Origin of the sequence: Pseudomonas frederiksbergensis (assembly GCF_003732705.1) — a bacterium.
GTDB classification, from domain to species: Bacteria; Pseudomonadota; Gammaproteobacteria; order Pseudomonadales; family Pseudomonadaceae; genus Aquipseudomonas; species Aquipseudomonas frederiksbergensis_F.
Genome location: NZ_MOBR01000022.1, coordinates 22,359 through 29,998, shown reverse-complemented (window position 1 = coordinate 29,998; position 7,640 = coordinate 22,359). Strand labels below are relative to the sequence as shown.

6 protein-coding genes are annotated in these 7,640 nt (G+C 58.8%); 4 read left to right on the top strand and 2 right to left on the bottom strand.

Translation table 11 applies throughout. The features are described from left to right. Nucleotides 1–152: 152 nt before the first annotated feature. On the bottom strand, nucleotides 153–1,646 hold the full coding sequence (locus tag BK667_RS22490) for a CoA-acylating methylmalonate-semialdehyde dehydrogenase (RefSeq protein WP_123598942.1): 1,494 nt from the start codon (nucleotides 1,644–1,646) through the stop codon (nucleotides 153–155). Between the two features lie 64 nt (nucleotides 1,647–1,710). Then, entirely contained in the window at nucleotides 1,711–3,060 is a 1,350-nt protein-coding gene (gene aptA / locus BK667_RS22485; RefSeq protein WP_123598941.1) for an omega-aminotransferase AptA, read from the bottom strand. 125 nt (nucleotides 3,061–3,185) lie between these two features. On the opposite strand from aptA, the gene BK667_RS22480 reads away from it, so the two are divergent. The 4 genes from BK667_RS22480 (at nucleotide 3,186) to BK667_RS22465 (ending at nucleotide 7,638) form a co-directional block, all read left to right on the top strand. Beyond that, on the top strand, nucleotides 3,186–4,106 hold the full coding sequence (locus BK667_RS22480) for a LysR family transcriptional regulator (protein ID WP_123598940.1): 921 nt from the start codon (nucleotides 3,186–3,188) through the stop codon (nucleotides 4,104–4,106). Between the two features lie 203 nt (nucleotides 4,107–4,309). Further along, on the top strand, nucleotides 4,310–4,960 hold the full coding sequence (locus BK667_RS22475; RefSeq protein ID WP_123514984.1) for a TetR/AcrR family transcriptional regulator: 651 nt from the start codon (nucleotides 4,310–4,312) through the stop codon (nucleotides 4,958–4,960). Nucleotides 4,961–4,967: 7 nt separating this feature from the next. Further along, nucleotides 4,968–5,549, top strand: a complete 582-nt coding sequence (locus BK667_RS22470; protein ID WP_123598939.1) for an IMPACT family protein — start codon at nucleotides 4,968–4,970, stop codon at nucleotides 5,547–5,549. Between the two features lie 535 nt (nucleotides 5,550–6,084). Then, nucleotides 6,085–7,638, top strand: a complete 1,554-nt coding sequence (locus tag BK667_RS22465; RefSeq protein ID WP_123598938.1) for an ABC transporter ATP-binding protein — start codon at nucleotides 6,085–6,087, stop codon at nucleotides 7,636–7,638. Nucleotides 7,639–7,640 lie beyond the last annotated feature (2 nt).

Below are 7,640 nucleotides of genomic sequence, written 5' to 3'. Positions count from 1 at the left end.
TCGACTGCGCCGGAAGTGGGGCGAATTATAGACTTCCAGAATCTGCCGTCAACACCTAATTTCACAATTCTGTCATATCAGTCAGAAAAGCCCCGAAAACGCGAAGGCCGGCCCCCCATTCAACAGAGGGAGCCGGCCTTCTCCCCTTCTACTTACAAGCTAGGGAAGGCGAATTGCGATGCTTCATGGCTCGCACGCTGAGGCCAACGCTGAGTAATAGCCTTGCGACGGGTGTAGAAACGCACACCGTCCGGACCATAAGCATGCAAATCGCCAAACAGCGAACGCTTCCAGCCACCAAAGCTGTGATACGCCACCGGCACCGGCAAGGGCACGTTAACGCCAACCATACCGACTTCAATCTCATCACAGAACAACCGCGCCGCTTCCCCGTCACGGGTGAAGATACAGGTGCCGTTGCCATATTCGTGATCATTGATCAGTTGCATTGCTTCTTCCAGGCTGTTCACCCGAACGACGCACAACACCGGCCCGAAGATTTCTTCTTTATAGATACGCATCTCAGGCGTGACGTTATCGAACAGGCAGCCACCCAGGAAGAAGCCTTCCTCATGACCGGCCACGCTCAGACCACGGCCATCAACCACCAAAGTTGCGCCAGAAGAAACGCCGTCTTCTATATAGCCACTCACCTTGTCGCGCGCCTGACCGGAAACCAGCGGCCCCATGTCCAGACCACACGAAGTACCGGCACCGATTTTCAGCGCCTTGATTTGCGGCACCAACTTGGCTACCAGCGCATCCGCCACCTGATCACCGACGCACACGGCCACCGAGATCGCCATGCAACGCTCACCGCAAGAACCGTAAGCCGCGCCCATCAGTGCACTGACCGCGTTATCCAGATCCGCATCCGGCATCAACACCGCATGGTTCTTCGCCCCGCCCAACGCCTGGACGCGTTTACCGCGCTTGGTACCTTCGGCGTAGATGTATTCGGCAATCGGTGTCGAACCGACAAAGCTCAACGCTTTGACTTCCGGCGCTTCGATCAGCGCATCCACCGCTGCCTTGTCACCGTGCACCACGCTCAGCACACCTTTAGGCAGACCCGCTTCGATCAACAACTGAGCGATCAACAGAGTGGAACTCGGATCCCGCTCGGACGGCTTGAGGATGAAGCAGTTGCCGCAGACAATCGCCAGCGGATACATCCACAGCGGCACCATGGCCGGGAAGTTGAACGGGGTGATCCCCGCCACCACGCCCAACGGCTGGAAATCCGACCATGCATCAATGTTCGGGCCGACGTTACGGCTGTATTCGCCCTTGAGGATTTCCGGTGCCGCGCATGCGAACTCAACGTTCTCGATGCCGCGCTTCAATTCACCCGCAGCATCTTCCAACGTCTTGCCGTGCTCTTCGCTGATCAATTGCGCGATACGTGCTTCGTTCTGCTCCAGCAATTGCTTGAAGCGGAACATCACCTGCGCACGTTTGGCCGGTGGTGTATTGCGCCAGGCCGGGAATGCCGCCTTGGCCGAATCGATGGCTTTCTGAATGGTTTCGCGGCTGGCCAATGGCAGCTTGTGGATGGCCTTGCCGGTCGACGGGTTGAACACGTCAGCCGTGCGACCGTCTTCGGTCACCAGTTCGCCATTGATCAAATGCGGGATGAGGCTCATGCGGTACTCCTGAAATTTTGTGCACCGACGCCCATCGAGGGGCGCCGGTTTGGCTTTTGTCGAATCAGTCGATCTTGTTCAGCACTTCGCCAACCGCGTCGAACAGACGATCGAGGTCCTGCGGCTTGCTGTTGAAGGTTGGGCCGAACTGCAGGGTGTCGCCGCCGAAGCGTACGTAGAACCCGGCTTTCCACAGCGCCATGCCGGCTTCGAACGGACGCACAATTGCGTCGCCGTCGCGCGGGGCAATCTGGATCGCGCCGGCCAAGCCGTAGTTACGAATATCGATAACGTTCTTCGAGCCTTTCAGACCGTGCAGCGCATTTTCGAAATGCGGTGCGACGTCGGCCACGCTCTGCACCAGGTTTTCCTTTTGCAGCAGATCGAGTGCTGCCAAGCCAGCGGCACACGCCACCGGGTGCGCGGAATAGGTGTAGCCGTGGGGGAATTCCACCGCGTACTCCGGCGTCGCCTGGTTCATGAAGGTGTGATAGATCTCGGAGCTGGCAATCACCGCGCCCATCGGGATCGCGCCGTTGGTGACTTGCTTGGCGATGCACATCAGGTCCGGTGTCACACCGAAGCTGTCGGCGCCGAACATCGAACCGGTACGGCCGAAACCGGTGATCACTTCGTCGAACACCAGCAGGATGTTGTGCTGATCGCAGATGTCGCGCAGACGTTTGAGGTAACCCTCAGGCGGAACCAGCACGCCAGCGGAACCGGCCATTGGCTCGACAAATACAGCCGCGATGTTCGAAGCGTCATGCAGTTCGATCAACTTCAGCAGTTCATCCGCCAGGGCGATACCGCCCTCTTTCGGTATGCCGCGAGAATAAGCATTGCTGGCCAGCAAGGTGTGCGGCAGGTGATCGACGTCCATCATCGCCTGACCGAACATTTTGCGGTTGCCGTTCACGCCGCCAAGGCTGGTGCCGGCGATGTTCACACCGTGATAACCACGGGCGCGGCCGATCATTTTGGTCTTGGTCGCCTGGCCTTTCAGGCGCCAGTAAGCGCGGACCATCTTCACTGCCGTGTCCGCGCATTCGGAACCCGAGTCGGTGAAGAACACGTGATTCAGATTGCCCGGGGTCAAGTCAGTGATTTTCTCCGCCAACTGGAACGACAACGGGTGGCCGTACTGGAAGCCTGGCGAGTAATCGAGCGTGCCCAATTGCTTGGCCACCGCGTCCTGGATTTCCTTGCGTGTGTGCCCGGCGCCGCAGGTCCACAGACCCGAGAGCGAATCGTAGACCTTGCGGCCCTTATCGTCTGTCAGCCAACTGCCTTCGGCAGCAACGATCAGTCGCGGATCGCGCTGGAAATTTCGGTTAGCGGTGTAGGGCATCCAGTGCGCATCAAGTTTGAGCTGGCTGGCCAGGGAAGACGGGGCGTTTTCGGGCAAGTTCATGATTAAAACCTCGCAGGGCAATAAGCGGCGTAGAGATCAAAAGCGTTCTTGCAGCTAAATTGCCACGGGGATAAAGTCGGTGAAATCCAACTCTTCTAACGTTCAGTCAGGCCGACACTAAACTTATGAGCACTCGACGCCCCGACCCGCTGGCCCAAGTCAGCGACTTTGACATCCGCCTGCTGCGAATCTTCCGCAGCGTGGTGGAGTGCGGCGGCTTCTCCGCAGCGGAATCGGTATTGGGCATCGGTCGCTCGGCCATCAGCCAACAAATGAGCGACCTGGAGCAACGCCTCGGCCTGCGGTTGTGCCAACGGGGCCGCGCCGGTTTTTCCCTGACTGAAGAGGGCCGCGAGGTCTACCACTCGGCATTGCAGCTATTAAGTGCGCTGGAAAGTTTCCGTACCGAGGTCAACGGTCTGCATCAACATCTGCGCGGCGAGCTGACCATCGGCCTGACCGACAACCTGGTCACCCTGCCCCACATGCGCATCACCCACGCATTGGCGCAATTGAAGGAGCGCGGGCCGGATGTGCAAATCCAGATCCGCATGATCGCGCCTAATGAAGTCGAACAAGGCGTGCTCGACGGGCGCTTGCACGTTGGGGTTGTACCGCAGGCCAGCGCATTATCAGGGCTGGAATATCAACCGCTCTACAGCGAACGTTCGCTGCTGTATTGCGCGGTGGGCCACCCGCTGTTTTATGCCGACGACAAGCAACTGGACGATGAACGCCTGAACAGCCAGGACGCCATCGCCCCGACCTTCCGCCTGCCCGCCGAGATCCAGGCTCATTATCAAGCCCTCAATTGCACCGCCAGTGCTTCCGACCGCGAAGGCATGGCGTTCCTGATCCTGACTGGCCGCTACATCGGTTACTTGCCGGATCACTACGCCAGCCTCTGGGTGCAGCAAGGACGGTTGCGCGCGCTCAAACCCAACCTGCGTTTTTATGACTTGAGCCTCGCTTCGGTCACACGCAAGGGCCGTCGCCCGCATTTGGTGCTGGAAAGCTTCCTGGAAAGCCTGGCCGCCACCCGCTAAACCAGCACAAATCGTAGGAGCAAAGCTTGCTCGCGATGGCGTCGTGTCAGTCACATTAATGTTGAATATGACGACGCTATCGCGAGCAAGCTTTGCTCCTACGATTTGTGGCGGGGAGGTTTTATCGCGTCAGCACTTGTCTGAAACCTGTGGGTGCGCTATCAACGCATTGGTTGCACCCACAGACTATTTCGGAAGTGCCTATGACCTTTGAAGTCCCCGCCCACGGCGGCAAACCTGCCAGCCGCATTCGTCAGAAGAACGAAGAGACGATCCTCAAAGCCGCCGAAGATGAATTCGCCCGACACGGGTTCAAAGGCACCAGCATGAACACCATCGCCCAGAACGCCGGGTTGCCCAAAGCGAACCTGCATTACTACTTCACCAACAAGCTTGGGTTGTACGTGGCAGTGCTGAGCAACATCATCGAATTGTGGGACAGCACGTTCAACACCTTGACCGCCGAAGACGATCCGGCCGAAGCGCTGACCCGTTACATCCGCGCCAAAATGGAATTCTCCCGACGCCAGCCACAAGCCTCGCGAATTTTCGCTATGGAAGTGATCAGCGGCGGCGAGTGCCTGACCGAGTATTTCAACCAGGATTATCGCGCCTGGTTCCAGGGCCGCGCTGCGGTGTTCCAGGCGTGGATCGACGCCGGCAAAATGGACCCGGTCGACCCGGTGAACCTGATCTTCCTGTTGTGGGGCAGCACTCAGCATTACGCCGATTTCGCCACGCAGATCTGCCGGGTCAGCGGTCGCACCAAGCTGACCAAGCAAGACATGGAAGACGCCGGCGACAACCTGATCCGCATCATCCTCAAGGGCTGCGGCCTGACACCCACTATTTAAGAAGCCTATGCCTTTTACCCTCAGCGGCTTTTGCGAATACCGCGAAGAGATTCGCAAAAGCCGCTTCATCACGTTCGCCGGGCCGATCAGCAGTCCGGCCGACGCCCAGGCGTTCATCGAGCAGCACAGCGACTTGAACGCCACGCACAATTGCTGGGCCTGGAAGCTTGGCGGTCAGTACCGCAGCAACGACGATGGCGAACCCGGCGGCACCGCTGGACGGCCGATTCTGGCGGCGATTGAAGCGCAGGATTGCGATCAGGTCGCGGTGCTGGTGATTCGTTGGTATGGCGGCATTCAACTGGGTACCGGTGGGCTTGCCCGAGCCTATGGCGGCGGCGCGAACAAATGCCTGCAAGGAGCGCCGAAGGTTGAGTTGATCAGCCGGGTGCCCGTGAGCTGCGCGTGCGGGTTTGGCGAGCTGACGTTGGTGAAGTTGCGGGTCGCGGAGTTGGGTGGGTTGGTGGTGGAGGAATCCTTTACCGCTAATGGCGTGGATCTGAAATTGGCGATTGGCGAGGCGCAGATTGAAACGCTGCAATTGCAATTGGCGGATTTGAGTCGCGGGCGGATTTTGTTGGAGCGATAGAGCCGCAATCTTTTGGGGCATTCATCTTTTCCACCCCGCTCGACACTTGCCCACATCTGCTGTGCACCCGGCTGTGGATAACCTGAGTACATTCCGCTGTAACCCTTCTGTCATGCGGCTTTGCGGGCTTTGTTCACTTTTCGTCCAAAGTGCCACTAAATTTTCTAAATCAACGAAAAAACAACCAGTTAGCGCGGTTTATGTCCTTTAGAAGATAGCCGCTCAGTGCTTATGCCCGAGCGCTACGCTTGCACACAAATACTGTGGAGCAACCTGTGGATAACCCGTTCATGACTGGCTCAGCCCCATATCCGGCATAGCTTGCGGCCGACTGCTCGTTTTTTGATCAAAACCCCGCGAGCAAAACCGGAGCCTGATCAACGGCTTCGCCCTCATCTGGTGCTTGATTCAGCGACGAAACACTTCGCCGGACACACACGAAACCCTTGATCGGCAAGGCTTTGCTAAATTCCTGACTCAATGGCCAGAAAATTGCTTTATCCACAGGCATAACTCAAATCGACCCGAGCCTGTCATGCCGATCCCCGATCCAACCCCACGCCTGCAACTGCGCAACATCAGCAAACGCTACCCCGGTTGCCTGGCCAACGATGCCATCGACCTGAGCATTGCTCCCGGTGAAATCCATGCCCTGCTCGGCGAAAACGGTGCGGGAAAAAGCACGCTGATGAAGATCATCTACGGCGTCACTCACGCCGACTCAGGCGAAGTCATCTGGCAAGGACAACGCATTGCCATGCGCAATCCGGCCCAGGCGCGGGAGCTTGGGATCGGCATGGTGTTCCAGCATTTCTCGCTGTTCGAAACCCTGAGCGTGGCGCAGAACATTGCATTGGCCATGGGTGCGGCGGCGGGGACGCCGAAACAGTTGGAGCCGAAAATTCGTGAAGTATCCCAACGCTATGGCATGGCGCTGGAACCGGAACGACTTGTCCACAGCCTGTCCATCGGCGAACGCCAGCGTGTAGAAATCATTCGCTGCCTGATGCAGGACATCCGTCTGCTGATTCTCGATGAACCGACCTCGGTGCTGACGCCGCAAGAGGCGGACGAGTTGTTCGTCACCTTGCGCCGACTCGCCGCCGAGGGTTGCAGCATTCTGTTTATCAGCCACAAGCTTGGTGAAGTCCGGGCGCTGTGCCACAGCGCTACGGTATTGCGCGGTGGTCGCGTGGCGGGGCATTGCGTGCCGGCCGAGTGCTCGGACCAACAATTGGCGCGGTTGATGGTTGGTGAAGCGGCCGAGTTGATCACCGATTACCCGAAGGTCATCGGCGGTGAGGCTTTTTTGAATGTCAGTGGATTGTCCTGGCACAACCCGGACCCGTTCGGTTGCTCACTCAAAGACCTCAACCTTGAAGTGCGCAGCGGTGAAATCGTCGGCATCGCCGGGGTCGCGGGCAACGGTCAGGATGAGTTGCTGGCATTACTCAGCGGTGAGGAACGGCTGAACCGCAACGAGGCGCAAACCATCAGTTTCGCCGGCCAGGCCGTCGCCCATTTGCGCCCCGATGCGCGGCGCAAACTCGGTCTGGCGTTCGTCCCCGCCGAGCGTCTGGGTCATGGCGCAGTTCCGGAACTGAGCCTTGCAGATAACGCCCTGCTCAGCGCTTTTCAACAAGGACTGGTGAGCAACGGCTTGATTCAACGCCGCAAGGTCGAGGCGCTCGCCGAAGAAATCATCCGCCGCTTTGGCGTGAAGACACCCGATACCCAAACCCCGGCCCGTAGCCTGTCCGGCGGCAATCTGCAGAAATTCATCCTCGGTCGGGAAATCCTGCAGCAGCCGAAATTGCTGGTGGCCGCGCACCCGACCTGGGGCGTGGATGTCGGCGCGGCCGCGACCATTCACCGCGCGCTGATTGCCTTGCGCGATGCCGGCGCGGCGATCCTGGTGATCTCCGAAGACCTTGATGAACTGTTCCAGATTTGCGATCGGCTCGGTGCTTTGTGCAGCGGTCGATTGTCGCCGCTCAAGGCCAGCGTCGATACCCGGCTGAGCGACGTCGGCGGCTGGATGGCCGGCCAGTTTGACGCGCCTCAATCACCTGCACCCGCAACGTTTTAACG

Bases quoted from the DNA above. Each gene is read 5' to 3' on its own strand.
- BK667_RS22475 (WP_123514984.1), top strand. From the start codon at position 4,310: ATGACCTTTGAAGTCCCCGCCCACGGCGGCAAACCTGCCAGCCGCATT.
- aptA (WP_123598941.1), bottom strand. From the start codon at position 3,060: ATGAACTTGCCCGAAAACGCCCCGTCTTCCCTGGCCAGCCAGCTCAAA.
- BK667_RS22480 (WP_123598940.1), top strand. From the start codon at position 3,186: ATGAGCACTCGACGCCCCGACCCGCTGGCCCAAGTCAGCGACTTTGAC.
- BK667_RS22490 (WP_123598942.1), bottom strand. From the start codon at position 1,646: ATGAGCCTCATCCCGCATTTGATCAATGGCGAACTGGTGACCGAAGAC.
- BK667_RS22470 (WP_123598939.1), top strand. From the start codon at position 4,968: ATGCCTTTTACCCTCAGCGGCTTTTGCGAATACCGCGAAGAGATTCGC.
- BK667_RS22465 (WP_123598938.1), top strand. From the start codon at position 6,085: ATGCCGATCCCCGATCCAACCCCACGCCTGCAACTGCGCAACATCAGC.